Below are 23,864 nucleotides of genomic sequence, written 5' to 3'. Positions count from 1 at the left end.
CAGGCGGGTATTGCGCTGCCTATTCTCGATCCGGAAACCGCCATTCTGATTGGTGTGGAACGCGTGTAAGGGTGACGGGCCGGGAAACTGGCCCTCCGTTGAGGATAAAAATAATGAACACAACAACCTGTACCCACAAAGACAACCCTAACTTCTGGATCTTCGGGCTGTTCTTCTTTCTCTACTTCTTCATCATGGCCACCTGCTTTCCGTTCCTGCCTATCTGGCTGTCGGACATCATCGGCCTGAACAAAACCCATACCGGCATTGTTTTCTCCTGCATTTCGCTGTCGGCTATCGCCTTCCAGCCGGTGCTGGGGGTGATTTCGGACAAGCTGGGGCTGAAAAAGCATCTGCTGTGGATTATCTCTGTACTGCTGTTTCTGTTCGCGCCCTTCTTCCTGTATGTATTCGCGCCGCTGCTGAAAACCAACATCTGGCTGGGTGCGCTGAGCGGCGGGCTGTATATCGGCTTTGTTTTCTCGGCCGGGTCCGGGGCGATTGAGGCCTATATCGAACGCGTGAGCCGCAACAGCGCCTTTGAATATGGCAAGGCGCGCATGTTCGGCTGCCTCGGCTGGGGGCTGTGCGCCTCAACGGGGGGCATCCTGTTTGGTATCGATCCGTCATACGTTTTCTGGATGGGATCGGCGGCGGCGCTGTTGCTGATGCTGCTGCTGGTGGTCGCAAAGCCGAAGCCCAATCAGACGGCACAGGTGATGAATGCCCTGGGTGCCAACCAGCCGCAGATCACCGCGAAAACGGTCTTTAACCTGTTCCGTCAGCGCAGAATGTGGATGTTTATTCTGTACGTGATTGGCGTGGCCTGCGTCTATGATGTTTTTGATCAGCAGTTCGCCACCTTCTTCAAAACCTTCTTCGCCACGCCGCAGGAGGGCACTCGCGCCTTTGGTTTCGCGACGACGGCGGGGGAGATCTGTAACGCCATTATTATGTTCTGCTCGCCGTGGATCATTAACCGTATTGGGGCGAAAAATACGCTGCTGATCGCCGGATTGATTATGGCGACGCGCATCATCGGCTCGTCGTTTGCCACCACCGCCGTGGAGGTCATCGCCCTGAAAATGCTGCACGCGCTGGAGGTCCCGTTCCTGCTGGTGGGGGCATTCAAGTACATCACCGGCGTGTTTGATACGCGACTCTCGGCCACTATCTATCTGATTGGCTTCCAGTTTGCCAAACAGTCAGCGGCCATTTTCCTCTCCGCCTTTGCCGGAAATATGTATGACCGGATCGGCTTCCAGGAGACGTATCTGATGCTGGGCTGCTTCGTGCTGGCAATTACGGTGGTGTCGGCGTTTACGCTGAGCAGCAGGCAGGAGATAGCCGCTGCCGCGGGCGCGGCAGCGTTAACCAGTCAGTCCAGATAAAACACCTCTTCCAGCCCGGTACTCACCGGGCTGTTGTCCGGATTCGACGGCATTACATCACGTATGTGTTTCCACCAGCGCTGGCAGACGTCGGTATTCGCGACCGCGTTCCAGCGCTCCTCCGATTCAATCTCTACGGTGGCAAACAGCAGGTTACGTTCCCGGTCGAGATAAATGGCGTAGTGGTGCGCGCCGTGGTCCTTCAGCACCGCTTCCAGTTCGGGCCAGATGGGGTTGTGGCGACGCGCGTACTCCTCGTGCGCGTCCGGGTTTACCTGCATCACAAAGGCTTTGCGGATCATAATGCCTCCAGATAAAGCTCGCGCACCTCGTCGCGGCTGGCGGTGCGCGGGTTGCATGGCGCGCACGGGTCGGCGAGGGCTTTATCCAGCCAGCCTTCGATATCGGCTTTGGTGACACCAAGCTGGCTGAAGCCGGACGGAATGCCGACGCGGGCGCTCAGGTCGCGAATCGCCTGAATCGCTGACATGCTGGCCGCTTCGTCGCTCATGCCGCGCGTGTCGACGCCCATCGCCTGCGCCACGCGAGCAAACCGTGCTACGGCGTTCGGGCGGTTAAAGTTTTCAACGATCGGCAGCAGGATGGCGTTACACACGCCGTGCGGCAGATTGTGCGTCGCACCCGGCTGGTGCGCCAGGGCATGTACGAGGCCGAGGCCAGCACTGTTAAACGCCATGCCCGCCAGATACTGACCAAACGCCATCTGCTCGCGTGCTTCCAGGTTATGACCGTCGTCGACCGCTTTGGGCAGCCAGAAGTTTATCAGGCGAATCGCCTCCAGCGCGTTGGCATCGGTCAGCGGGTGCGCGCCAACGGACACATAGGCTTCAATGGCGTGCGTTAACGCATCCATTCCCGTTGCGGCAGTGACGGACGCAGGAATATCCAGCATCACGCTGGCATCATCCACGGCGATATCCGGAATGATGTTCGGGTCGATGATCACCTCTTTCACCTGACGCGCGGAGTCAATAATCACCGCGTTGCTGGTCATCTCCGCCGCCGTGCCTGCGGTGGTGTTGATCGCCACCAGCGGCACGCCCGGGTTTTTCACCTTGCCGACGCCGGAATAATCGGTGGACGGACCCGGATTGGCGGTGAGGATTTTAATCGCTTTGGCGGTATCAATCGGGCTGCCGCCGCCAAAGGCGATAAGATAATCACATTCCGCGTCCCGGTATGCTGCATAGCCTTTTTGCACCAGCGCCTCCGTCGGGTTGGGAAAGACCGCGTCAAACAGCTGATATGACATCTGGTTCGCATCCAGCGCGGTAAACAGACTGTCCAGCAGGCCCAGCTTCACCAGCTGGCCGTCGGTGACAATCAGCGCTTTGCCCCACCGTTTGTTCGCCACCAGCCTGACCATGTCGCCAATAGCGCCCGCGCCGTGCAGGCTGATTTTTGGCAGTGCCAACATAAAGCTCATGATAATTCTCCTTAACTATCGCCCGGACCGTCCGGTCAGCGAGGGTTTATGCATATATTTCCAGCGCTGAACGGAGCGGGGTTACGCCGAAGCGCTTGCCGAGCGCAATAAGTTCTTCGCGGGTAATGGTTTGCTTCATACCGCCCATGGAATAAACCTTTACCAGCACTTCAGCGGATTTCTCGGCGGTGTCGATCAGGCCGAAGGTTTCATCAAGCGTAGGGCCGCTGCCGAAGACGCCGTGGAACGGCCACAGCACCAGCGAATGTTTTTGCATATCTCTGGCGGTTGCCTGGCCGATCTCGTCGGTGCCCGGTACCATCCACGGCAGAATGCCGACCCCGTCCGGGAAGACCACCAGACACTCGGTGCTGCCTTCCCACAACTTGCGGGTGATGAAGTCAGAGCTGTTTTCCAGCACGTAGGTCAGGGCGATCAGGTTGGTGGCGTGGCAGTGCATGATCACGCGGTCTTTGCCGTCAGTCGCCCTGATGCGCTCGCAGTGGGAGAGGAAGTGCGCCGGCAGTTCAGATGTGGGTACCGCCTCATCGGTCAGGCCCCACAGGATGTGGTAGCCCGCGCCGTCGCTGTCCACTTTCACCACGCCAAGGTTGGCCTCAGGATCAAGCTGGACGTTACGGAAGAACTTGCCGGAACCGGTGACGATAAACGGCGTATTGGCGAGCAGCGGCATGGGCTGGCTCAGGGCAATATAGCGCGGCTTCTGGTGGAAATCGGCGGTGTAGGGTTCGATATCCGCGTCGTCCAGGCGCAGCGTCAGGTTGCCGCCGTTACGCTCGTCCCAGCCCTTCAGCCAGGCATCGGAGGTGGCTTTGATCATGCCCTGGACGAACCAGGAGGTGGTGATGGTCTGCATAGTTATTTTTCCAGTTATCGCGGTGAGGTGAAATCCCTCACCCCAGCCCTCTCCCACAGGGAGAGGGGGTAAAAGTTCCCTCTCCCTGTGGGAGAGGGTTAGGGTGAGGGCAAAATTAGCCGCGCTGACTTAACACATCTTTCTCATACGCCCGCACGTTTTCCAGCCACTGGCTGCCTGCCGGCGTGTCGTTACGCTGGCAGTACATCTCCCACACGGCCTGCCACGGCAGGGATTTCTGCTCTTCCAGCAGCGCCAGGCGCGCGGTGTAGTCGCCGTTTGCTTCCAGCTGTTTCAGCGCTGCGGTTGGCTCCAGCAGCGCACGCAGCAGGGCTTTTTTCATATTGCGGGTGCCGATCACCCATGCCGCGATGCGGTTGATGGAGGGGTCAAAGAAGTCGAGGCCAATGTGCACGCGGTCAAACAGGTCATGACGGATGATTTCGCTGGCAATCGCCTGGGTTTCGTCATCCAGCAGCACCACGTGGTCGCTGTCCCAGCGCACCGGACGGCTGACGTGCAGCAGCAGGCGCGGTACGAAGAGCATGGCGGCGGAGATTTTGTCGGAGATCACTTCTGTGGGGTGGAAGTGACCGGCGTCCAGGCACAACGCGGTCTGGCGGCTGGTGGCGTAACCCATGTAGAACTCGTTCGAGCCGACGGTGTAGCTCTCCGCGCCAATGCCGAACAGCTTGCTCTCCACCGCGTCGATGTGGTGCGCCGGGTTGAGTTTTTCGCTGATGGCCTCATCCAGCGCGGCCAGCAGGCGCTGACGCGGGGCGAGACGGTCGACGGTGATGTCTTTCATGCCGTCCGGGATCCAGATGTTCATCACCGACGGCGTGCCAAGCTGCTCGCCAAACCAGGCCGAGACGCGCCGGCAGGCTTTAACGTGGTCGATCCAGAACTGACGGATCTCGTCGTTGGCATGCGCAAGGGTAAACCCGTCCGCACTCAGCGGGTGCGAGAAGCAGGACGGGTTAAAATCCAGACCCAGTTTGTTGGCTTTGGCCCATTCCACCCAGTTTTTAAAGTGCTCCGGTTTGATTGCGTTACGCGCCACCGGCTCGTCGGACTCCAGATAGATCGCGTGCAGGTTCAGGCGTTTTGGCCCCGGGATCAGGCTCAGCGCCAGTTCCAGATCCGCACGCAGTTCGGTGGCGTTGCGCGCTTTGCCCGGGTAGTTACCCGTCGCCTGAATGCCACCCGTCAGAGAACCGCCCGGGTTCTCGAAGCCGGCAACGTCATCGCCCTGCCAGCAGTGCATGGAGACAGGCAGACGGTCGAGCTGGCGCAGCGCCGCGTCGACATCCACGCCGACGGCGGCGAAACGCTGTTTAGCCAGGTCCCAGGCTTGTTCAAGTTGAGTGGTCATGCGCAAAGCTCCTTAGTCAGTCGTTTTTGCTGAAACTGCGCCCGGTAGCGGGCAATTTCATGGCAGGGATTAGGGGTGAAGGTGGTCAGGCGGGTATTCGCGGTGACCACCGAACGGAATTCGTCGACGTCTGAAAGTTCGTCCAGAGTCATCAGTTGAATACCGATGTTGCCGAGCGTTGAGGCCTCCACCGGACCCGCCACCACGGTGATGCCGCAGGCATCGGCGCAGAGCTGGTTCAGCAGCTGGTTCTGGCAGCCGCCGCCCACGATATGCAGCTGGCTGAACGGTTTGCCGCGAAGGCTCGCCAGCTCGCTCAGAACATCCGCGTAGAGCAGGGCCAGGCTGTCAAAAATGCAGCGCGCCAGCTCGGCAGGACGGGAAGGCACCGGCTGACCGGCTTCGAAACAGGCGGCCTGGATTTCGGCGCTCATATGCACCGGGTTAATAAAGCGGTCGTCGTTCGGGTTGATCAGGAACGTACAGGCCTTTAACTTTTCGGTCTCTGCGATAAGCGCAGGCAGGTCGGCAATGTGCTGCTCTTTCAGCATCCTCTGGAGCAGCCAGAGCCCCATGATATTCTTCAGCACGCGGTAGCGGCCTTCGGCACCGCCTTCGTTAGTGATGTTTGCTGCCATTGCGGCGTCGCTGGTGTACGGCGTTTTGCTCTCAAAGCCCATCAGCGACCAGGTGCCGGAAGAGAGATAGGCCGCGTCTTTACCGGCCAACGGCGATGCAATCACCGCGCTGGCGGTGTCGTGACTGGCGACGGCGACCACCGGGATTTCATTCCCCTGTGGGCAAATCCAGTAACCGATTACGTTACCCGGATGGGTCGGCGTACCGAACCAGGAAGGCGAAGCGCCGGTCCAGGCCAGCAGGGTTTCATCCCAGCTGTCGGTGTTGATGTTGACTAGCTGCGTGGTGGTGGCGTTGGTGTATTCCCAGTTCATGTTGCCGGTCAGCCGGTAGCTTAAGTAATCCGGGATCAGCAGCGTGTGCGCCACCTTTTTGACCAGCTCCGGCTGCTGCTCAACCAGCGCGCGCAGCTGATACAGCGTGTTAAAGGACAGAAACTGAATGCCGCTGCGGCCATAGATGTTGTCCTTGCCAAGCTGCGCGATGGCCTGTGCCATCAGCCCGTCGGTGCGGCTGTCGCGATACGAGACGGGCAGGCCGACGCGGTCGCCGTGGCTGTCGAGCAGAACGTAGTCCACCCCCCAGGTATCAATGCCAATGCTGTCGATGCGGATGCCGTCGTTGCAGACGTTGTTCAGCCCGGTGCGGATCTCCGCTTCCAGGGCATCAATATCCCAGGTATCAAAACCGTCCTGTTTTTGCAGGCAGTTGGCGAAACGGTGCATTTCGCGAAGCGTAAGTGTGCGCTTGCCGCAGTCCCAGGTGGCGAGCATTACGCGGCCGCTGGATGCGCCTAAATCGACAGCCACACAATGGCGAAAAGTCATGGTCAGGTCCCTTCTTAAGTCATTGGTGTTGAGTCTAAAAAAGGGAAGAAAAGACCACCTTCTTGTCACTGACAGCCCAAATCTCGCGCTGGCAAGAAAGCAAAGATGAACGTGAGGGAGTTCACAATTTCCAGTCAGGGCGGGGTTTTCGGGCAATGTGACGCTGACCGCATTTCCCGATTTTTCCGTCTGTTTCTTGAAAAATGGACAGTTTTTGCGACGTTTGCTGTCAAAAATTTAAGGTGAGTGTGGAAGGCCTTAATTACTATTTTGAGAACTTTTCTCATTGGTGGGGGCCGTTATGACCGTACTGCACAGCGTCGATTTTTTCCCGTCGGGAACGTCTCCGGTCGCGATTGAGCCACGGCTCCCGCAGGCTGCGTTTCCTGAACATCATCATGATTTTCATGAAATTGTGATTGTCGAGCATGGGACAGGCATTCACGTCTTTAACGGCCAGCCGTACACCATCAGCGGCGGTATGGTGTGCTTCGTGCGCGATCACGACAGGCATATGTATGAACACACCGACAATCTGTGCCTGACCAACGTGCTCTATCGTTCGCCGGACGCGTTCCAGTTTCTGTCGGGGTTGAATATGCTCCTGCCTCAGGAGCAGGATGGGCACTACCCGTCTCACTGGCGGGTGAATCAGTCCACGCTGCAGCAGGTGCGCCAGCTGGTGAATCAACTGGAGCAGAGCGAGGACGGGCAGGAGACCCATGCCATTGCCACCCGCGAGATGCTGTTTATGCAGCTGCTGGTGCTGCTGCGTCGCAGCTCTCTGGTGGAAGGGCTGGCAAATAACGACGCGCGGCTGAACCAACTGATGGCCTGGCTGGAGGACCATTTCGCCGAGGATGTGTGCTGGGAAACGCTGGCGGATGAGTTTTCGCTGTCGTTACGCACGCTCCATCGTCAGCTCAAGCAGCACACCGGGCTAACGCCCCAGCGCTACCTCAATCGTCTGCGCCTGATTAAGGCGCGTCATCTTTTACGTCACACCGATGAAAGCGTCACGGATATCGCCTATCGCTGCGGTTTCGGCGACAGTAATCACTTTTCGACCCTTTTTCGCCGCGAGTTTAGCTGGTCGCCGCGCGATATCCGTCAGGGGAAGGATGCTTCACTCCAGTAACGCGAAGGCAATCACCGTTTTATTGCCGCAAAAAGGCTAATAATGTCCGGTTATTCACCGTAGAGGTTGTGGTGTGGTCGCTCAGTTAATTCTTCGCAAAGATGATTTTTTTGCCTCAGCGAGTCAGGCCGTCGCGGTGGCCGACCGCTACCCGCAAAATGTCTTTGCCGAGCATACCCACGAATTTTGTGAGCTGGTGCTGGTGTGGCGCGGCAACGGCTTACACATCCTCAATGACAGGCCCTACCGCATTACGCGTGGCGATCTGTTTTACATTCGCGCCGAAGACAAACACGCCTACGCCTCGGTTAACGATCTGGTGTTGCAGAACGTGATCTACTGCCCGGACAGGCTCAAACTGAACGTCGACTGGGCGGCCCATATCCCCGGTTTTCTCAATGCCAGAGGCGAACCCCACTGGCGCTTGAGCAGCAGCGGCATGGCGCAGGTGCGCCAGACGATCTCCCAGCTGGAGCAGGAGAGCCAGAAGCACGATCCGGTGGCAAACCCGATGGCGGAACTGCTGTTCGCCCAGCTGGTCATCACCCTCAAACGCCATCGTTACGCTACCGATAACCCCTCCGCGACCGTTCAGGAAGCACTACTGGACAAGCTGATCGCCCGGCTCGCGGGCAGCCTGAACAAAAGTTTTGTGCTGGAAAAGTTCTGCGAGCAGGAGCAGTGCAGCGAGCGCGCGCTGCGCCAGCAGTTCCGCACCCAGACGGGGATGACGGTGAATCACTACCTGCGCCAGCTGCGCATCTGCCACGCCCAGTATCTGTTGCAGCATACGGAGCTGATGGTCAGTGAGGTGGCGATGCGCTGCGGGTTTGAGGACAGTAATTACTTTTCGGTGGTGTTTAACCGCGAGGTGGGGATGACGCCGGTTCAGTGGCGTCATCGCAGTCGAAAGGCAGCGTAATCAGTTCGCCATGCCGAGGCCGACAATGTTAGCGGCAATGATGATCACCACGCAGCCCAGGCTCAGGACGCCCACCGGACGACGCCCGGCGTTATTCCACTCCTTCAGTACCAGCCCAACCAGTCCGCCACACAGTACGTAGAAGCTCATGTGCAGCATCCAGCTTATGTAGTCGTACTGCGGTGGAATGCTGGCGTGACCCCAGGCGTAGAAAAAGAACTGCAGATACCACATGAGGCCGCCCAGCATCGACAGCAGCACATTGGTGATGATTAAGGATTTTGCCAGTGAGAAATCGGCTTTTACCGACAGATCCTTCACTTTTGCCAGACGAATGAAGCAGAAGCCAAGGTTTACCAGCGCGCCGCCGCCCATGATCACCACGTAGCTTGGCAGCGCCACGTACAACGGGTCGACGCCCAGCGCGGCGGCCGCTTCGTGCATAGGTTTTGCGGCGTTCATGGCGAACGACATGCCCGCCGAGAAGATGCCGCACATCACTGCCAGCAGCAGCCCTTTCTTCAGGTTAAAGTCCTCGGCTTTGATGCCCATCTTGCGCTCTTTCAGCTGACCCGCACGGGTGACGATACCCACGCCGATCACCGCGACAAGCACGCCCAGCAGCGTCATCTGCCCGCCTTTGGTGTTGAGCAACACATCGACATTGCCGTTAAGAATGGGCGTCATCAGCGTGCCGACGATCAGGGTAATGCCAATTGCGATGCCGATACCCATCGACATCCCGAGGTAGCGCATGGTCAGGCCATAGTTGATGTTGCCGATGCCCCACATCGCACCGAACAGAAACACCGGCAGCAGGGTGGAGGCACTGAAGGAGGTGAAGTAGCCCCAGAAATCCGGGAGCAGCATGGCGCTAATGGTCCACGGCAAAATCAGCCAGGAGACGGTACCGCCAACCGACCACATGGTTTCCCACGACCACCCTTTCACCTTTTTGAACGGGGCATAGAAACAGGCTGCACTGGCTGCGCCTATCAAATGCCAGAAGATACCCATCGTAATCGCATGATTCATTTTTACGTCCTCATCGTTTTTATAGCCGGTGGCTTCCCCCCGACTTGATGAGTGTAAAAATTAGGCGGTTCAGGAACCTTCAGAAGGTTGCCGCACTTTGGTTCTGGATGGCAATCAGCACGTTAACCGGGTGAGCAGACTCACAATTTTGTCATTTGGCAAAACCCGAATAACCTTATAAAAACTACGGCATTGATAATCATTTTCAATATCATTTAATTAACTATAATGAACCAACTGCTTACGCGGCATTAACAGCTGTGCCGCCCGACACTAATGGAGAGGATTATGAGTTATACACTGCCATCCCTGCCGTATGCCTATGACGCACTGGAACCGCATTTCGACAAGCAGACGATGGAAATCCATCACACTAAACACCACCAGACCTATGTGAACAACGCGAATGCTGCGCTGGAAAGCCTGCCAGAGTTCGCTAACCTGCCTGTTGAAGAGCTGATCACTAAACTGGACCAGCTGCCAGCGGACAAGAAAACCGTACTGCGTAACAACGCGGGCGGCCACGCAAACCACAGCCTGTTCTGGAAAGGCCTGAAAACCGGTACCACCCTGCAGGGCGACCTGAAAGCGGCTATCGAGCGCGACTTCGGTTCTGTTGATAACTTCAAAGCGGAATTCGAAAAAGCGGCTGCAACCCGTTTCGGCTCCGGCTGGGCGTGGCTGGTTCTGAAAGGTGACAAACTGGCGGTCGTTTCTACCGCAAACCAGGACTCCCCACTGATGGGTGAAGCGATCTCTGGCGCATCTGGTTTCCCAATTCTGGGTCTGGACGTGTGGGAACACGCTTACTACCTGAAGTTCCAGAACCGTCGCCCGGACTACATCAAAGCCTTCTGGGATGTGGTGAACTGGGACGAAGCTGCAGCGCGTTTCGCCGCGAAAAAATAAGGTTGCATTGACGCCTGTGAGAAGCGAGTCTGTTGACTCGCTTTTTTTGTATCTGAAGGAGTAGAGATGCATTACCCGGTGAATGTGTTTACAGGCAAGGTAAGGGAATACGACGGCAGCCGCCCGAGCGCCATCGCCAAAGTGCAGGTCGACGGAGAGCTGACGTTAACCGAACTCGGGCTTGCGGGCGACGAGCAGGCCGAGAAGAAAATCCACGGCGGGCCCGAACGCGCGCTGTGCCACTATCCGCGCGAGCATTATCAATACTGGATAACCGAATTCCCTGAACAGGCGGACCTGTTCGTCGCCCCCGCGTTCGGTGAGAATCTCTCCACCGAAGGGCTGACGGAGAAGAACGTCTTCATTGGTGATATTTTCCGCTGGGGTGATGCCCTGATTCAGGTAACGCAACCGCGCTCGCCATGCTTCAAGCTTAACTTCCATTTTGGCATTAACGACATGTCCGCACGGCTGCAGAGCGCGGGTAAAACCGGCTGGTTGTACCGGGTGGTGCTGGCGGGGCAGGTGTCTGCGGATGCGCCGCTGGAGCTGGTGTCGCGCCTGAGCGATGTGTCGGTGTATGACGCCTGTGCCATTGCCTGGCATATGCCGTTTGATGACGAGCAATATCATCGCCTTCTGTCGGCGGCAGGGTTATCCACCAGCTGGACAAGAACGATGCAGAAACGCCGCACTAGTCGGCAGATTGAGGATAATTCGCGGAGATTGTGGGGGAAATAGTGCCCCTCACCCCGGCCCTCTCCCCAAAGGGGCGAGGGTGAAAAAACCGCACCGAGCAGTCCCCTCTCCCCTTTGGGGAGAGGGTTAGGGTGAGAGGATTACGCGCGCTTATACAACGGTAGCCACAGCGTTAACCGCAGCCCGCCCAACGGACTGTCGTCGGCTTTCACCCAGCCGCGATGCTGCTGCATAGCGGTTTCAACAATCGCCAGACCCAGCCCGGTACCGCCAGATTCACGGTCCCGCGCCTCGTCGGTGCGGTAGAACGGACGGAAAATCTGCTCGCGATCTTCCGGGCTTACGCCTGGACCATCGTCATCCACAATGATGGTGATACCGTCTTTATCCACCGAGAAGGCCACCTCAATCTTCGTATGCGAATAGCGCAGGGCGTTACGCACGATATTCTCCAGCGCGCTCTCCAGCGTGTTGGGGTTACCGTACAGCGGCCATGGCCCCGGCGGGAAGTTGACGGTGAACGATTTACCCATCTGTTCCGCTTCGAACGCCGCGTTGTCTAACACTTCATGCCACAGCTGATTGGCTTTCACCGTTTCGCTCACCAGCGCGTTTTTCTGCTGATTGCGCGACATCACCAGCAGATCGTTGATCATGCTGTCCAGACGCTGGGCTTCGGTTTCGATACGTTCCAGCTCTTTGCTCTCACCGCTGCGGCGACGCAGCAGTGCGGTGCCAAGCTGGAGTCGCGTGAGCGGCGTACGCAGTTCGTGCGAGATATCCGACAGCAGCCGCTGCTGTGTGGTCATCATGCGCTCAAGAGCGGTGATCATCTGGTTGAAACTGGCCCCGGCGGCAAGAAACTCCTGCGGTCCGGCTTCCAGCTCAGGGTGCTGTCGCAGGTTACCCTGCGCCACTTCGTCGGCGGCGTTTTTCAGCTTACGCGCCGGTTTCGCCAGACTCCACGCCAGCCATAACAGCAGCGGGGAACTGACCAGCATCGTCACAATCAGCAGCAGAAGCGGACGGTCAAACAGCAGGTTGATAAAATCGGACTGGGAATTGCTCGCCGGGCGAATCAAATAAAGCTGGTAGTTATCTTCCCCATCCCTCACCGAGAAAGGGCCCACCATCTCAACCCGACCATATTTTTTCTTCTGCGGATGATCGGCGTTATCCGCCTGGCCAATAAAGTTGCGGATGATCTGCATTTCATTGCGATCCGCGCCAATCACGCGGCCTTCGCTGGTCACCAGCAGCAGGCGTTGTCCGGGAGGTGCCCATTTGTCGATAGCGCGAAACAGCCTGCGCCACCACATCAAATCGTTTGGCGGATCGTTTGCCAGCTCGGCTTCTACGTGCTGCTCGATCATCACGCCCTGACGTTGCTCGCTGTCGAGAAGCTCCGTCATCTGGCGTGAGTCGAGTTTTGGCAACATCAAAACCAGCATTAAAACCAGTGCCAGCGTCAGCCAGAAGATGGCGAAGATGCGGGCGGTTAAGCTTCCTATCATGAAGCGGAAACCATCAGATAGCCGCGACCACGCAGGGTTTTAAACCACGGATGACCGTCTTTACGCTCCGGCAGTTTGCGGCGCAGGTTCGAGATATGCATATCGATGGCGCGGTCAAACGGCGTGAGGCGTTTACCCAGCACTTCCTGGCTTAAGTGTTCACGCGATACCACCTGGCCGAGGTGCTGCGCCAGCAGATACAGCAGCGTGAACTCGGTACCGGTCAGCTCCAGCGTTTCACCGTCAAAGCTCGCTTCCTGACGACCCGGATTGAGGCTCAGTGAGTCCACTTCCAGCGTCGGTGAACTGTTGTCAGTATTCTGCTGCTGTTCGCTCCAGTGGGAACGACGCAGGATAGCGCGAATACGGGCGACCAGTTCGCGGTCGTTGAACGGCTTCGGTAGATAGTCATCTGCACCCAGCTCAAGGCCGAGTACACGGTCTAGTTCGCTGCCGCGTGCGGTCAGCATGATAACGGGGGTCTGGTGTGTCTGGCGAAGCTCTTTCAGCGTATCAATGCCGTTTTTCTTCGGCATCATGACGTCGAGCAAAAGTAGATCGATGCTGTCGTCAAGGAGACTCAGCGCCTGCTCGCCATCATGGGCGACCAGAACGTTGAAACCTTCCATGTCGAGCAACTCCTTTAAAAGAGATGTGAGCTCTCGGTCATCATCAACTAACAGGATTTTATTCATTGTTTAAATACCTCCGAGGCAGAAATTACGACATCAAGGCTATCTAATCCATGACTTTACGTTGTTTTACACCCCCTGACGCATGTTTGCAGCCTGAATCGTAGACTGTCTCTCGTTGAATCGCGACATGAAAGATTTTGGGAGCAAGTGATGCGCAAAGTTACCGCTGCCGTCATGGCCTCAACGCTGGCGTTCAGTGCGTTTAGCCAGGCCGCTGTAGCTATCATCGGCGATAACGCGTCCTCACAAGAGGGCATCGCGCAGCACAGCAGCCAAAGCCATATGTTTGACGGCATAAGTTTAACCGAACATCAGCGTCAACAGATGCGAGATCTGATGCAGAGGGCACGACACGATCAGCCCCCTGTTAATGTTAGCGAAATGGAGACAATGCATCGCCTTGTCACCGCAGAAAATTTTGACGAAAACGCTGTACGTGCTCAGGCAGAAAAAATGGCACAGGAGCAGGTTGCCCGCCAGGTAGAGATGGCGAAGGTTCGCAACCAGATGTTCCACCTGTTGTCGCCCGAGCAGCAAGCGGTTTTGAACCAGAAACATCAGCAACGTATGGACCAATTGCGTAAGGTTGCACGGATGCAGCGAAGCTCAGAAACGACGCTTTTCAGTAGCAATAGCAGTACCCGTAGTAACCAGTAAACCCTGTTTTCCTTGCCATAGACACCATCCCTGTCTTCCCCCACATGATGTGGGGGTTTTTTTTGCCCTTCATTCTGATGTGTTAACCGTTTATTCATCCTTTGACTCCGTAACCTTCCGTTATACTAGCGGCATGGCATGACAGGAGTATTTATGAATCAATCCTATGGAAGACTGGTCAGCCGGGCCGCCATTGCCGCGACGGTCGTGGCCTCAAGCTTACTGGTCATCAAAATATTCGCGTGGTGGTACACGGGCTCGGTCAGTATTCTGGCGGCGCTGGTGGACTCGTTGATGGATATTGCCGCCTCGCTGACCAACCTGCTGGTGGTGCGTTACTCGCTGCAACCGGCGGATGAAGAGCACACCTTCGGGCACGGCAAAGCCGAATCGCTGGCGGCGCTGGCGCAAAGTATGTTTATTTCCGGCTCTGCGCTGTTTCTGTTTTTAACCGGCATTCAGCATCTTGTTTCGCCATCACCCATGAACGATCCCGGCGTGGGCGTGGTGGTGACTGTGGCTGCACTTATATGCACCCTTGTTCTTGTAACGTTCCAGCGCTGGGTGGTTCGAAAAACGCAAAGTCAGGCTGTACGGGCGGATATGCTTCATTATCAGTCTGATGTTATGATGAATGGCGCTATTCTTATTGCGCTCGGTCTGGCCTGGTATGGCTGGCATCGGGCCGATGCGTTATTTGCGTTAGGGATTGGCATCTATATTTTATACAGCGCTTTGCGGATGGGGTATGACGCGGTGCAATCGCTTCTTGACCGTGCGCTCCCCGACGCAGAACGCGATGAAATTTATACTATCGTGACCTCCTGGCCGGGTGTCAGTGGTGCTCACGATCTTCGTACGCGGCAGTCAGGGCCGACCCGCTTTATTCAGATTCACATAGAAATGGAAGACAACCTGCCATTGGTTCAGGCTCACGTTATTGCTGAGCAGGTGGAGCAGGCGATTTTGCAGCGTTTTCCTGGGTCAGACGTCATTATTCACCAGGATCCCTGCTCGGTTGTACCCGGTTATGTTGCGCTTTCGTAATTCGTTGTAAAAAAGTGAGCCAGGCCAGCATTTTGTGTATAAATTACCGCCATTTGGTCTGACCTGAATCAATTCAGCTGGAAGTGGTTGATATACTATTTGCAGTATTCGTTGGTCGACAAGTTTCTTCCGGCAACAGATTTCAATTTTGCATTCCTAAGTTCAGAGGTAGTCATGATTAAGAAAATCGGTGTGTTGACAAGCGGCGGTGATGCGCCGGGCATGAACGCGGCAATTCGTGGGGTTGTTCGTGCAGCGCTGACGGAAGGTCTGGAAGTTTTTGGTATCTATGATGGTTATCTGGGTCTGTATGAAGATCGTATGGTTCAGCTCGACCGTTACAGCGTATCTGACATGATCAACCGCGGTGGTACTTTCCTCGGTTCTGCGCGCTTCCCGGAATTCCGCGACGAACACGTGCGTGAAGTGGCTATCGAGAACATGAAAAAACGCGGCCTCGACGCACTGGTTGTTATCGGTGGTGATGGTTCGTACATGGGTGCAAAACGTCTGACTGAAATGGGCTTCCCGTGCATCGGTCTGCCTGGCACCATCGACAACGACATCAAAGGTACTGACTACACCATCGGTTACTTCACCGCCCTGGGTACCGTTGTGGAAGCGATTGACCGTCTGCGTGACACCTCTTCTTCTCACCAGCGTATCTCCATCGTTGAAGTGATGGGCCGTTACTGTGGTGACCTGACCCTGGCTGCGGCTATCGCGGGCGGTTGTGAGTTCGTCGTGGTTCCGGAAGTGGAATTCAGCCGTGAAGATCTGGTTGCAGAAATCAAAGCCGGTATCGCCAAAGGTAAGAAACACGCCATCGTCGCGATCACCGAGCATATCTGTGACGTTGATGAGCTGGCGAAGTACATCGAAGCAGAAACCAAACGCGAAACCCGCGCGACCGTTCTGGGTCACATCCAGCGTGGTGGTTCCCCGGGTCCATACGACCGTATCCTGGCTTCCCGCATGGGTGCGTACGCCATTGAACTGCTGCTGCAGGGTCACGGCGGTCGTTGCGTCGGTATTCAGAACGAAAAACTGGTTCACCATGACATCATCGACGCCATCGAAAACATGAAGCGTCCGTTCAAAGGTGACTGGCTGGACTGCGCGAAAAAACTGTACTGATCGGTGTTTGTATTGTGCCGGGTGGCGGCAAGGTAAATGCAAAACGGTAACCCCAGGGTTACCGTTTTTTATGGTTGCGCCCTCTCCCGTGGGAGAGGGTTGGGGTGAGGGCATCAGGCCACTCATCCACTTTTTTATTCCTCAAAGTTATAGCCAATCTTTTTTTATTCTTTAATCATCAATTCCGTTTCTGGCACGCTGCATTCATCAAAACACTACACATGAGAGCTGGGCGATGAATAAATGGGGCGTGGGTTTAACATTATTGCTGGCATCGACCAGCGTTCTGGCTAAGGACATCCAGTTACTGAACGTGTCATACGACCCGACGCGTGAGCTGTACGAGCAGTACAACAAAGCCTTTGCGGCACACTGGAAACAGGAAACGGGCGACAACGTGGTGGTTCGCCAGTCTCACGGCGGCTCTGGTAAGCAGGCGACCTCCGTCATCAACGGCATTGAAGCGGATGTGGTGACTCTGGCGCTGGCCTACGATGTGGACGCAATTGCCGAACGTGGCCGCATCGACAAAAACTGGATCAAACGCCTGCCGGATAACTCCGCGCCATATACCTCGACCATCGTTTTCCTGGTGCGTAAAGGCAACCCGAAACAGATCCATGACTGGAACGACCTGGTTAAACCTGGCGTGTCGGTCATCACGCCGAACCCGAAAAGCTCCGGCGGCGCACGCTGGAACTATCTGGCAGCCTGGGGCTATGCCCTGCATCACAACAATGGCGATCAGGCCAAGGCTCAGGAGTTCGTCAAAGCGCTGTATAAAAACGTTGAAGTGCTCGACTCCGGCGCGCGTGGCGCCACCAATACCTTCGTAGAGCGCGGCATTGGCGATGTGCTGATTGCCTGGGAAAACGAAGCCCTGCTGGCAACCAACGAACTGGGTAAAGACAAATTCGAGATCGTGACCCCGAGCGAATCTATTCTCGCCGAGCCGACCGTTTCTGTGGTGGATAAAGTGGTCGATAAGAAAGGGACCAAAGCGGTGGCGGAAGCCTACCTGAAGTATCTCTATTCGCCAGAAGGCCAGGAAATTGCGGCGAAAAACTTCTATCGCCCACGCGATCCGGCGGTTGCGAAGAAATACGACAGCGTTTTCCCCAAACTGAAGCTCTTCACCATTGATGATGAGTTTGGCGGCTGGACAAAAGCCCAGAAAGACCACTTCTCTAACGGCGGTACATTCGATCAGATCAGCAAACGCTAGGCTTTTGTAACGAACGACACGGTGACCCGGTGTGAGAAATCCGCCGGGTTTTTTATTTGGTCATCATTTTGCGTTACTCTTTGGCCTCTATCGAAAACAGGGAACGCATTGTGAAAAAAATTATCTTACTGATTCTGATTGTTATCGCCCTTGCCGCGGGTGGCGTGTACTGGATGAAAGCAGGTAATCCGAATGCGTTGCGTCACATCGTGCTGGACCAGTGTGTGCCGAATCAGATCCAGCACCGCAATCCGGCGCCGTGTGCACAGGTGAAACCTGACGCGGGCTATGTGGTGTTCAAGGATCGCAACGGTCCGCTGCAGTACTTATTGATGCCCACCTACCGCATCAACGGCACCGAAAGCCCACTTCTGACAAAGCCTCAAACACCGAACTTCTTCTGGCTGGCATGGCAGGCCCGTAGCTTTATGAGCATGAAGCACGGATCCGAGGTGCCAGACAGCGCAATTTCATTGACCATCAACTCACCCACGGGCCGCACGCAGAATCATTTCCATATCCACATCTCCTGCCTGCGCCCGGACGTGCGCGAGAAGCTCAATGCCGCGCAGGGGCAAATCAGCACCCAATGGCTGCCCCTTCCCGGTGGACTGGAAGGACATGAATATCTCGCTCGCCGGGTGACGGAGAACGAGCTGGTGCAGCGGAGTCCGTTTATGATGCTGGCGGAAGAGCTGCCGGAAGCGCGTGACCATATGGGGCGCTTCGCGCTGGCGATGGCCCAGCAGTCTGATGGCTCGTTTGTGTTGCTGGCAACCGAACGTAATCTGCTGATGCTTAACCGCGCGTCGGCTGAGGAATTGCAGGATCATCAATGCGATATCCTGAAGTGACCCCACCATAAATAGCGTTTACTCGTCCTGCCTGTCGCCGTAGACTTGCTGAAAAAAACGACAGGAGACAGGCATGTCGCTCTGGTTAACCCACCCTCTGTTTGTGCCCTCAGCGATCGTCGGCGTCACCATTGTGTTATGGGCGACGTCGCTATTGCCGGAATTCATTACCGCGCTGCTGTTCTTCACGGCAGCGATGACCGCCAGAATTGCCCCGCCGGAGGTCATTTTTGGCGGCTTTGCCTCGTCTGCCTTCTGGCTGGTGTTCAGCGGCTTTGTGCTTGGCGTGGCAATCCGGAAAACCGGTCTGGCTGACAGGGCTGCACGGGCGCTCTCCGCCCGGCTTACCGACTCCTGGGTGCTGATGGTGGCCAGCGTGGTTCTGCTGAGCTATGCCCTGGCGTTTGTGATGCCGTCGAACATGGGGCGTATCGCGCTGCTGATGCCCATCGTGGCCGCGATGGCAAAACGTGCCGGTATTGCCGACGGGTCGCGCGCCTGGTTTGGCCTGGCGCTGGCCGTTGGTTTCGGCACCTTCCAGCTTTCGGCCACCATCCTGCCTGCCAACGTTCCCAATCTGGTGATGAGCGGTGCGGCAGAGGGCTCATACGGCATTCATCTGAACTACGTGCCTTATCTGCTGCTGCACACGCCCGTGCTCGGTATTCTCAAAGGGTTGATTCTGATTGGTTTAATCTGCTGGTTATTCCCCGGTAGCCCGAAGCCGCCCAGGGATCTGGCACCCGCTGAACCGATGGGGCGAGATGAAAAACGCCTTGCCTGGCTGCTGGCGGTGGTATTGGGAATGTGGGTGACGGAGAGCTGGCACGGTGTGGGGCCGGCATGGACCGGACTTGCGGCATCGGTCATTGTGATGCTGCCACGCGTAGGTTTTATCACCGGAGAAGAGTTCTCGGCGGGGGTGAATATGCGCACCTGTATTTATGTGGCAGGCATCCTCGGTTTGGCCATTGTGGTGACGCAAACCGGTATCGGCCCGGCGGTGGGGGAGGCGTTGCTGAAGATAATGCCGCTGGACGCCGACAGACCGTTCACCAGTTTCCTGGCGCTGACCGGGATCACCACGGCACTGAACTTTATTATGACGGCTAACGGCGTTCCGGCGCTCTACACCACGCTGGCGCAAAACTTTTCGGAGGCGACGGGCTTTCCGCTATTGTCTGTCATCATGATTCAGGTGCTGGGCTATTCCACGCCGCTGCTGCCGTATCAGGCGTCGCCGATTGTGGTGGCGATGGGCTTAGGAAAGGTGCCTGCAAGGGCGGGGATGGTGCTCTGTCTGGCGCTGGCAATTGCCACGTATCTGGTGCTGCTGCCGCTGGATTATCTGTGGTTTAGCGTTTTAGGTCGTTTGTAGCGATTTTGTAGGGCGGGTAAGCGCAAGCGCCACCCGCCACAACAGCATTACGCCTGTTTAGCCGCTTCTGCCGCTTTAACGATCACCGCGAAAGCGTCAGCTTTCAGGGATGCACCGCCAACCAGCGCGCCATCGATGTCTGGCTGGGTGAACAGTTCTGCCGCGTTAGAGGCATTTACGGAACCGCCGTACTGGATGATGACCTGCTCTGCCACTTTCGCGTCGGCTTTCGCAATGTGGTCACGGATGAATTTGTGAACCGCCTGAGCCTGCGCTGGGGTTGCAGATTTGCCGGTACCGATCGCCCAGACTGGCTCGTAGGCGATAACCGCGCCTTTGAATGCTGCCGCGCCCTGCGTCTTCAGCACAGCGTCGATCTGACGTGCGCACACTTCTTCCGTTTTGCCTGCTTCGTTTTCTGCTTCGGTTTCACCGATGCACAGAACCGGGATCAGACCCTGCTCTTTCAGCACCGCAAATTTCTTCGCGATGAACTCGTCGGATTCTTTGTGGTAGGTGCGACGCTCAGAGTGGCCGATGATGATGTATTTGGCGCCGATATCTTTCAGCATTTCAGCGGAGGTTTCACCGGTGAATGCGCCAGACAGGTTAACGTCAACGTTCTGTGCGCCCAGAATGATGTGGCTGCCGTCAGCAGCACGTTTAGCCAGATCCAGGTACATATCCGGCGGAGCGATAGCAACCGCGCAGCCAGTCACGCCAGCCAGCTCTTTACGCAGGTTCGCAACCAGTTCGTTTACCATGTGGCGGCTGCCGTTCAGTTTCCAGTTACCCATCACTAAAGGATGTCGCATTTCAATTCTCCACGCTAAATAAGCGAATTAAGGAATATGGCCACCCTGACGGGCAGCATGGTCTGTGAATCAGTATAGAGATTTTCCCTCGAAAGGCTTTGCTTTTTGTCATTAATTCGCCCCTCCGAGTGTGTCAGATAGTGCCAGCTTAATCGGTTCAACAGCGAAGGTCAGGCCTTTTTCGCCGTTATCCGCCACCACATAGCGCACCGCGCCTTCGGTTTCGGTGTAATAGCGCTTGTTTTTACCCGTAACCAGCAGTTTTTGCAGCTTTTGTTGGCTCTGTTTTTTTGTCAGTGCGGGCGTAAATGCCTGCAGCACCGCGCTCATGTACTCCAGCGCCTTCGCCTTGGCGGCTTTCTGCTCTGGCCCCTGAATCGGCAGCCAGGTGATCTGCATACTTTTGATTTTTAGCGTACCGCGCTCCAGCGCAGTGGAAGCGTACAAGTTTTCGTTAATCTTGCTGGCGGCACGGGTCAGGTTTGGAGTATCGCGAGCGCCATCAATGGCGCGAAATTCATCCAGCGGCAGCGTTGGATTGGTTTTGTTAAACGTTTCACGAAACTGACTGATGGACTGATCGAACGATGGCGCACCCGCCAGGAGGTAGGGCGCGGTTGTCGGAGCAGGGGGTTCGGCGGCGTGCAGGGGGAGACCGGCGCTCAGCATCGCGAAACACAGGAAAAGAAGGTGTGCCGAATTTTTCATCAACATTGTCCCTGGCCGTAAGTGCTCATGATTAAATCGATATCTGGTCGGCTTGTCAAAAGGTCACAACTCCAGGGTAAAATGCGCACGATATGATAATAAGGAACCTTACATGACCATACAGCAGTGGTTGTTTTCATTCAAAGGGCGTATTGGACGCCGTGATTTCTGGATCTGGATGGCGACGTGGATTATCGCCATGCTGCTTCTGTTTTTTGTGGCCTATAACGCATGGCTGAGCACGCAAACCGCGGCGTTTGCGCTGGTTTGTTTACTGTGGCCAACCGCGGCCGTAGTGGTGAAACGCCTGCACGATCGCGGTCGTTCCGGTGCATGGGCTTTTCTGATTATTCTGGCGTGGATGCTGGTCGCCGGGAACTGGTCAATACTTCCGTCCATCCTCCCCTGGGTGGTGGGCAGACTGCTACCGACCATTATCTTTGTGATGATGGTTATCGATCTGGGTGCGTTCATCGGCACCCAGAGCGAAAACAAATACGGTAAAGACACCCTTGAGGTGAAATACCGCTGATCACCAGTAGTGTTCGGCGGTCATATGACCCGGTCGGCGGCGAAGGTGTTTCGTCATCTGCCGGGTATCTTTCAGAAGCTGCTGAGTGTCCCGTACCATCTGCGGGTTACCACACAGCATCACGTGGCTGGTTTCGGCACGCATCGGCAAGCCAACGGCCTCTTCCAGGGCTCCACTCTCAATTAATGCCGGCACGCGGCCGGTCAGCGAACCTGCTGCCGTTTCGCGGCTTACCACGGTCTGGATTTTCAGCTTTCCGGCATACTGCCGCTCCAGCTCCTGCATCTGCGGCAGATAGCTTAAGTCTGCGGCGTAACGCGCGGCATGCACCAGCACGATGTTTTTAAACCGCTCCAGGTCTTTGCCGTACTGCAGAATGGAGAGATAGGGGCCGATGGCCGTGCCGGTTGCCAGCATCCACAGGGTTTCGCAGTCCGGAATTTCGTCCAGCACAAAGAAACCTGCTGCGTCACTCACAATCTGGACATCATCACCGGGTTTAAGCGCCGCCAGGCGCGGGCTAAGTTTGCCGTCCGGGACGGTAACCAGATAAAACTCGAGATCCGGATTATCGGGCGCGTTGACGTACGAGTAAGCGCGCTGCACGCGTTCGCCGTCGATATCCAGCCCCAGTTTGGCAAACTGTCCGGCCGTAAACGGATGGATGGGGGCGTGCACGGTGAGACTAAATAGCGCATCGGTCCAGAATTTTATCTTAGTGACTTTACCTGTTACCCAGTCCGCCATGATCTTCTCCTGTGCTGTTTCTCGGATCTATCTTCCGTATTTGTGATGAAGATATCCAGCCCATTCGGGCTGGAAAGCTCTATCGATCAAACGGTTTTACAGAATGTGCGTCTGTACGTCCGGGTCTTTACGATCGAGATAGTGAATTGACTGAATGCGACGAATGGTGCGCGATTTACCGCGGATCAGCAGCGTTTCCGTGGTCGCCATGTGGCCTTTGCGGGTGATGCCATTCAGCAGATCGCCTTTGGTGATGCCGGTCGCGGAGAAAACAACGTTGTCGCTGCGGGCCATTTCGTGAAGTGCGAGGACTTTATTGGCTTCGATACCCATTGCCTCACAGCGCGCCAGCTCATCTTCGCCAATGCGGCGATTCTCTTCGTTGTCGCCTTTGACCTCATGACGGGGCAACAGGCGGGCCTGCATGTCGCCATCCAGCGCGCGAATCACCGCAGCAGAGACCACGCCTTCCGGCGCGCCGCCAATACCGTACAGGACATCCACTTCACTGTCTGGCATGCAGGTCAGAATGGAGGCCGCCACGTCGCCATCCGGGATGGCAAACACGCGTACGCCTAGCTTTTGCATCTGCGCGATGGTAGCGTCGTGACGCGGTTTCGCCAGAATGGTGACGGTGAGTTCGCTCAGCGGTTTGTTCAGCGCGCTGGCGACGTTACGCAGGTTCTCTTCCAGCGGCAGGCTGAGGTCGATGGCGCCTTTCGCGCCTGGACCGACAATCAGCTTTTCCATGTACATATCCGGTGCGTTGAGGAAGCAGCCTTTATCACCCACGGCCAGCACGGCCAGCGCGTTGGCCTGACCCATCGCCGTCATGCGTGTGCCTTCGATCGGGTCGACGGCGATATCCACGGCATCGCCTTTGCCGGTACCCACTTTTTCACCGATGTAGAGCATTGGCGCTTCGTCGATCTCGCCTTCGCCGATCACAATAGTGCCGTCAATATTGACCTGATTGAGGACAATGCGCATGGCATGGACAGCCGCACCGTCGGCGGTATTTTTGTCGCCACGGCCAAGCCATTTATAGCCTGCCAGGGCAGCGGCTTCGGTAACGCGGGAAAACTCGATAGCAAGTTCACGTTTCATGAGGTACTCGTGCAATCAAAAGGAATTGCACGAAGTTTATCACAGAGTGGGGCGAGGCGAGGGGGCCGGTGCAGCCGGAGCCCCTCACCCTGACCCTCTCCCCGGGGGTTGAGGGATCCCCAGTAATATGGTCATGCCACCATGACCATATTACTGTACTCTTTTCCCAGCTTTTTCATCTCGTTAACT

24 protein-coding genes are annotated in these 23,864 nt (G+C 56.4%); 12 read left to right on the top strand and 12 right to left on the bottom strand.

Annotated features, from left to right (window positions below; genetic code table 11):
- Window positions 1-113: 113 nt before the first annotated feature.
- Window positions 114-1,391 carry an MFS transporter gene (locus AX755_RS09990; protein ID WP_057072163.1) on the top strand — a complete coding sequence of 426 codons (1,278 nt, stop codon included), beginning with the start codon at window positions 114-116 and terminating at the stop codon, window positions 1,389-1,391.
- On the opposite strand, the gene rhaM is transcribed toward AX755_RS09990, so the two are convergent.
- The 5 genes from rhaM to rhaB all read right to left on the bottom strand — a co-directional run bounded on the left by rhaM (window position 1,379) and on the right by rhaB (window position 6,556).
- Window positions 1,379-1,693, bottom strand: coding sequence for an L-rhamnose mutarotase (gene rhaM / locus AX755_RS09985; protein ID WP_062856695.1), 315 nt, complete (start codon window positions 1,691-1,693; stop codon window positions 1,379-1,381). The genes AX755_RS09990 and rhaM overlap by 13 nt on opposite strands.
- Window positions 1,690-2,838 carry a lactaldehyde reductase gene (gene fucO / locus AX755_RS09980; protein ID WP_062856694.1) on the bottom strand — a complete coding sequence of 383 codons (1,149 nt, stop codon included), beginning with the start codon at window positions 2,836-2,838 and terminating at the stop codon, window positions 1,690-1,692. Before fucO ends, rhaM begins: the two co-directional genes overlap by 4 nt.
- Window positions 2,839-2,884: 46 nt before the next feature.
- A complete protein-coding gene (gene rhaD, locus AX755_RS09975; protein ID WP_023620510.1) occupies window positions 2,885-3,715 on the bottom strand; it encodes a rhamnulose-1-phosphate aldolase in 831 nt (276 codons plus the stop codon).
- A 115-nt stretch (window positions 3,716-3,830) separates the two neighbouring features.
- Window positions 3,831-5,090 carry an L-rhamnose isomerase gene (gene rhaA, locus AX755_RS09970; protein WP_062856693.1) on the bottom strand — a complete coding sequence of 420 codons (1,260 nt, stop codon included), beginning with the start codon at window positions 5,088-5,090 and terminating at the stop codon, window positions 3,831-3,833.
- Window positions 5,087-6,556, bottom strand: coding sequence for a rhamnulokinase (gene rhaB, locus AX755_RS09965; RefSeq protein WP_062856692.1), 1,470 nt, complete (start codon window positions 6,554-6,556; stop codon window positions 5,087-5,089). The genes rhaA and rhaB overlap by 4 nt, the downstream gene beginning before the upstream one ends.
- A 301-nt stretch (window positions 6,557-6,857) precedes the next feature.
- On the opposite strand from rhaB, the gene rhaS reads away from it, so the two are divergent.
- Together rhaS and rhaR are read left to right on the top strand one after the other, a co-directional pair.
- Complete coding sequence (rhaS, locus tag AX755_RS09955) at window positions 6,858-7,694, top strand: HTH-type transcriptional activator RhaS (RefSeq protein ID WP_062856690.1); 837 nt, start codon at window positions 6,858-6,860, stop codon at window positions 7,692-7,694.
- 73 nt (window positions 7,695-7,767) lie between these two features.
- Window positions 7,768-8,616 (top strand): HTH-type transcriptional activator RhaR, encoded by an 849-nt coding sequence (rhaR, locus tag AX755_RS09950; RefSeq protein ID WP_062856689.1) that lies wholly within the window; start codon window positions 7,768-7,770, stop codon window positions 8,614-8,616.
- On the opposite strand, the gene rhaT is transcribed toward rhaR, so the two are convergent.
- The gene (gene rhaT, locus AX755_RS09945) at window positions 8,617-9,651 is read right to left on the bottom strand and encodes an L-rhamnose/proton symporter RhaT (RefSeq protein ID WP_013099333.1); all 1,035 of its coding nucleotides are present in this window, start codon (window positions 9,649-9,651) and stop codon (window positions 8,617-8,619) included.
- Window positions 9,652-9,939: 288 nt separating this feature from the next.
- Here rhaT and sodA point away from each other — a divergent pair, with 288 nt between their 5' ends.
- Together sodA and yiiM are read left to right on the top strand one after the other, a co-directional pair.
- Window positions 9,940-10,560 carry a superoxide dismutase [Mn] gene (gene sodA, locus AX755_RS09940; RefSeq protein ID WP_003861999.1) on the top strand — a complete coding sequence of 207 codons (621 nt, stop codon included), beginning with the start codon at window positions 9,940-9,942 and terminating at the stop codon, window positions 10,558-10,560.
- A gap of 66 nt (window positions 10,561-10,626) precedes the next feature.
- The gene (yiiM, locus tag AX755_RS09935) at window positions 10,627-11,301 is read left to right on the top strand and encodes a 6-hydroxyaminopurine reductase (protein WP_013099332.1); all 675 of its coding nucleotides are present in this window, start codon (window positions 10,627-10,629) and stop codon (window positions 11,299-11,301) included.
- Between the two features lie 98 nt (window positions 11,302-11,399).
- Here the strand turns inward: yiiM and cpxA are convergent, their stop codons facing one another.
- The gene (gene cpxA / locus AX755_RS09930) at window positions 11,400-12,773 is read right to left on the bottom strand and encodes an envelope stress sensor histidine kinase CpxA (RefSeq protein WP_013099331.1); all 1,374 of its coding nucleotides are present in this window, start codon (window positions 12,771-12,773) and stop codon (window positions 11,400-11,402) included.
- Window positions 12,770-13,468 carry an envelope stress response regulator transcription factor CpxR gene (cpxR, locus tag AX755_RS09925; protein ID WP_003862004.1) on the bottom strand — a complete coding sequence of 233 codons (699 nt, stop codon included), beginning with the start codon at window positions 13,466-13,468 and terminating at the stop codon, window positions 12,770-12,772. Before cpxR ends, cpxA begins: the two co-directional genes overlap by 4 nt.
- Before the next feature lie 150 nt (window positions 13,469-13,618).
- Between cpxR and cpxP the strand changes: the two genes are divergently transcribed.
- The 6 genes from cpxP to AX755_RS09895 all read left to right on the top strand — a co-directional run bounded on the left by cpxP (window position 13,619) and on the right by AX755_RS09895 (window position 19,766).
- Complete coding sequence (cpxP, locus tag AX755_RS09920) at window positions 13,619-14,125, top strand: cell-envelope stress modulator CpxP (protein ID WP_013099329.1); 507 nt, start codon at window positions 13,619-13,621, stop codon at window positions 14,123-14,125.
- Between the two features lie 153 nt (window positions 14,126-14,278).
- Entirely contained in the window at window positions 14,279-15,172 is an 894-nt protein-coding gene (gene fieF / locus AX755_RS09915) for a CDF family cation-efflux transporter FieF (RefSeq protein ID WP_062856688.1), read from the top strand.
- A gap of 174 nt (window positions 15,173-15,346) precedes the next feature.
- A complete protein-coding gene (pfkA, locus tag AX755_RS09910; RefSeq protein WP_013099327.1) occupies window positions 15,347-16,309 on the top strand; it encodes a 6-phosphofructokinase in 963 nt (320 codons plus the stop codon).
- A gap of 235 nt (window positions 16,310-16,544) precedes the next feature.
- Window positions 16,545-17,534 carry a sulfate ABC transporter substrate-binding protein gene (locus tag AX755_RS09905; RefSeq protein WP_013099326.1) on the top strand — a complete coding sequence of 330 codons (990 nt, stop codon included), beginning with the start codon at window positions 16,545-16,547 and terminating at the stop codon, window positions 17,532-17,534.
- 110 nt (window positions 17,535-17,644) lie between these two features.
- Complete coding sequence (locus tag AX755_RS09900) at window positions 17,645-18,388, top strand: CDP-diacylglycerol diphosphatase (RefSeq protein ID WP_020686902.1); 744 nt, start codon at window positions 17,645-17,647, stop codon at window positions 18,386-18,388.
- A 73-nt stretch (window positions 18,389-18,461) separates the two neighbouring features.
- Window positions 18,462-19,766, top strand: a complete 1,305-nt coding sequence (locus tag AX755_RS09895) for an SLC13 family permease (RefSeq protein WP_013099324.1) — start codon at window positions 18,462-18,464, stop codon at window positions 19,764-19,766.
- 47 nt (window positions 19,767-19,813) lie between these two features.
- Here AX755_RS09895 and tpiA read toward each other — a convergent pair whose 3' ends face one another.
- Together tpiA and AX755_RS09885 are read right to left on the bottom strand one after the other, a co-directional pair.
- Window positions 19,814-20,581, bottom strand: coding sequence for a triose-phosphate isomerase (gene tpiA, locus AX755_RS09890; protein ID WP_062856687.1), 768 nt, complete (start codon window positions 20,579-20,581; stop codon window positions 19,814-19,816).
- A 111-nt stretch (window positions 20,582-20,692) separates the two neighbouring features.
- Complete coding sequence (locus tag AX755_RS09885; protein ID WP_013099322.1) at window positions 20,693-21,289, bottom strand: DUF1454 family protein; 597 nt, start codon at window positions 21,287-21,289, stop codon at window positions 20,693-20,695.
- 112 nt (window positions 21,290-21,401) lie between these two features.
- Between AX755_RS09885 and AX755_RS09880 the strand changes: the two genes are divergently transcribed.
- Entirely contained in the window at window positions 21,402-21,821 is a 420-nt protein-coding gene (locus AX755_RS09880) for a DUF805 domain-containing protein (protein ID WP_020686904.1), read from the top strand.
- On the opposite strand, the gene fpr is transcribed toward AX755_RS09880, so the two are convergent.
- The gene (fpr, locus tag AX755_RS09875) at window positions 21,822-22,568 is read right to left on the bottom strand and encodes a ferredoxin--NADP(+) reductase (RefSeq protein WP_013099320.1); all 747 of its coding nucleotides are present in this window, start codon (window positions 22,566-22,568) and stop codon (window positions 21,822-21,824) included.
- A 96-nt stretch (window positions 22,569-22,664) separates the two neighbouring features.
- Window positions 22,665-23,675, bottom strand: a complete 1,011-nt coding sequence (glpX, locus tag AX755_RS09870; RefSeq protein ID WP_062856686.1) for a class II fructose-bisphosphatase — start codon at window positions 23,673-23,675, stop codon at window positions 22,665-22,667.
- Between the last annotated feature and the right edge of the window lie 189 nt (window positions 23,676-23,864).

This window comes from Enterobacter sp. SENG-6, from assembly GCF_001605945.1.
Classification (GTDB): domain Bacteria; phylum Pseudomonadota; class Gammaproteobacteria; order Enterobacterales; family Enterobacteriaceae; genus Enterobacter; species Enterobacter cloacae.
This window is presented reverse-complemented; position numbering and strand designations above follow the sequence as displayed.

What these genes read in the sequence shown, in the direction of transcription:
- AX755_RS09990 (WP_057072163.1), top strand. Translation starts at nt 114, where the DNA reads ATGAACACAACAACCTGTACCCACAAAGACAACCCTAACTTCTGGATC.
- rhaM (WP_062856695.1), bottom strand. Translation starts at nt 1,693, where the DNA reads ATGATCCGCAAAGCCTTTGTGATGCAGGTAAACCCGGACGCGCACGAG.
- fucO (WP_062856694.1), bottom strand. Translation starts at nt 2,838, where the DNA reads ATGAGCTTTATGTTGGCACTGCCAAAAATCAGCCTGCACGGCGCGGGC.
- rhaD (WP_023620510.1), bottom strand. Translation starts at nt 3,715, where the DNA reads ATGCAGACCATCACCACCTCCTGGTTCGTCCAGGGCATGATCAAAGCC.
- rhaA (WP_062856693.1), bottom strand. Translation starts at nt 5,090, where the DNA reads ATGACCACTCAACTTGAACAAGCCTGGGACCTGGCTAAACAGCGTTTC.
- rhaB (WP_062856692.1), bottom strand. Translation starts at nt 6,556, where the DNA reads ATGACTTTTCGCCATTGTGTGGCTGTCGATTTAGGCGCATCCAGCGGC.
- rhaS (WP_062856690.1), top strand. Translation starts at nt 6,858, where the DNA reads ATGACCGTACTGCACAGCGTCGATTTTTTCCCGTCGGGAACGTCTCCG.
- rhaT (WP_013099333.1), bottom strand. Translation starts at nt 9,651, where the DNA reads ATGAATCATGCGATTACGATGGGTATCTTCTGGCATTTGATAGGCGCA.
- sodA (WP_003861999.1), top strand. Translation starts at nt 9,940, where the DNA reads ATGAGTTATACACTGCCATCCCTGCCGTATGCCTATGACGCACTGGAA.
- yiiM (WP_013099332.1), top strand. Translation starts at nt 10,627, where the DNA reads ATGCATTACCCGGTGAATGTGTTTACAGGCAAGGTAAGGGAATACGAC.
- cpxA (WP_013099331.1), bottom strand. Translation starts at nt 12,773, where the DNA reads ATGATAGGAAGCTTAACCGCCCGCATCTTCGCCATCTTCTGGCTGACG.
- cpxR (WP_003862004.1), bottom strand. Translation starts at nt 13,468, where the DNA reads ATGAATAAAATCCTGTTAGTTGATGATGACCGAGAGCTCACATCTCTT.
- cpxP (WP_013099329.1), top strand. Translation starts at nt 13,619, where the DNA reads ATGCGCAAAGTTACCGCTGCCGTCATGGCCTCAACGCTGGCGTTCAGT.
- fieF (WP_062856688.1), top strand. Translation starts at nt 14,279, where the DNA reads ATGAATCAATCCTATGGAAGACTGGTCAGCCGGGCCGCCATTGCCGCG.
- pfkA (WP_013099327.1), top strand. Translation starts at nt 15,347, where the DNA reads ATGATTAAGAAAATCGGTGTGTTGACAAGCGGCGGTGATGCGCCGGGC.
- AX755_RS09905 (WP_013099326.1), top strand. Translation starts at nt 16,545, where the DNA reads ATGAATAAATGGGGCGTGGGTTTAACATTATTGCTGGCATCGACCAGC.
- AX755_RS09895 (WP_013099324.1), top strand. Translation starts at nt 18,462, where the DNA reads ATGTCGCTCTGGTTAACCCACCCTCTGTTTGTGCCCTCAGCGATCGTC.
- tpiA (WP_062856687.1), bottom strand. Translation starts at nt 20,581, where the DNA reads ATGCGACATCCTTTAGTGATGGGTAACTGGAAACTGAACGGCAGCCGC.
- AX755_RS09885 (WP_013099322.1), bottom strand. Translation starts at nt 21,289, where the DNA reads ATGAAAAATTCGGCACACCTTCTTTTCCTGTGTTTCGCGATGCTGAGC.
- AX755_RS09880 (WP_020686904.1), top strand. Translation starts at nt 21,402, where the DNA reads ATGACCATACAGCAGTGGTTGTTTTCATTCAAAGGGCGTATTGGACGC.
- fpr (WP_013099320.1), bottom strand. Translation starts at nt 22,568, where the DNA reads ATGGCGGACTGGGTAACAGGTAAAGTCACTAAGATAAAATTCTGGACC.
- glpX (WP_062856686.1), bottom strand. Translation starts at nt 23,675, where the DNA reads ATGAAACGTGAACTTGCTATCGAGTTTTCCCGCGTTACCGAAGCCGCT.